Source organism: Hungatella sp. SL.1.14 (assembly GCF_024460495.1).
GTDB classification, from domain to species: Bacteria; Bacillota; Clostridia; order Lachnospirales; family Lachnospiraceae; genus Hungatella; species Hungatella hathewayi.
In genome coordinates, this window is the sequence record NZ_JANFYJ010000105.1 from 1 (window position 1) to 525 (window position 525).

A 525-nucleotide genomic window follows, 5' to 3' on the forward strand; every position below is an offset into this window, starting at 1 on the left:
GTAAACGCCAGTATCTTCCGACCATTCAGTCTACTTTGTATATTACTGTAGATAAGTCTGCACGCCTCTTCAATTCGGTTGAGTTCCTGCCAGTCGATAAATGGCTGATTGTCATAAAACGTCTTCTGATTTCCTACTGCAAATGGATATGTTCCAGCACAAATACGCCCCACATTGGTTTCAAACCGGTTGATCTCATCTGCATAGAAACTATAATCCTCATATGTTTTATCCGCTCCCATATCTTCCAGCGAAAATTCTGGCCAGAGAATAACCGCCTGAGCACGAATCTCATTTAAGTTCCCCTTTATGCGGTTATAATCTTCAACATTGAAAAAATCACTTTCCTGCCAGTCTGTCTTGGGTGTCTGCCACATAGCCAATTTCCCTCCTTGCTTTTATCGTTCCGCTTAGCGCACCATTAAATTTTAGCGTATGGTCATACACCCGCAGGAGCAGGCCCGGCACATATTTATTTTCCAGGAATGCTATGTCGTTGGCGTCAATCCTCGGTTCCCCGCGGTA

At 44.2% G+C, this 525-nt stretch carries 2 protein-coding genes; both read right to left on the minus strand.

The annotated features are described in order from the left end of the window. Positions 1 to 377, minus strand: a 377-nt coding sequence (locus NE473_RS30160; protein WP_256265552.1) for a hypothetical protein, incomplete at its 3' end; no start/stop codon positions are given. Then, positions 340 to 525, minus strand: a 186-nt coding sequence (locus NE473_RS30165) for a hypothetical protein (RefSeq protein WP_256265553.1), incomplete at its 5' end; no start/stop codon positions are given. The genes NE473_RS30160 and NE473_RS30165, both read right to left, overlap by 38 nt.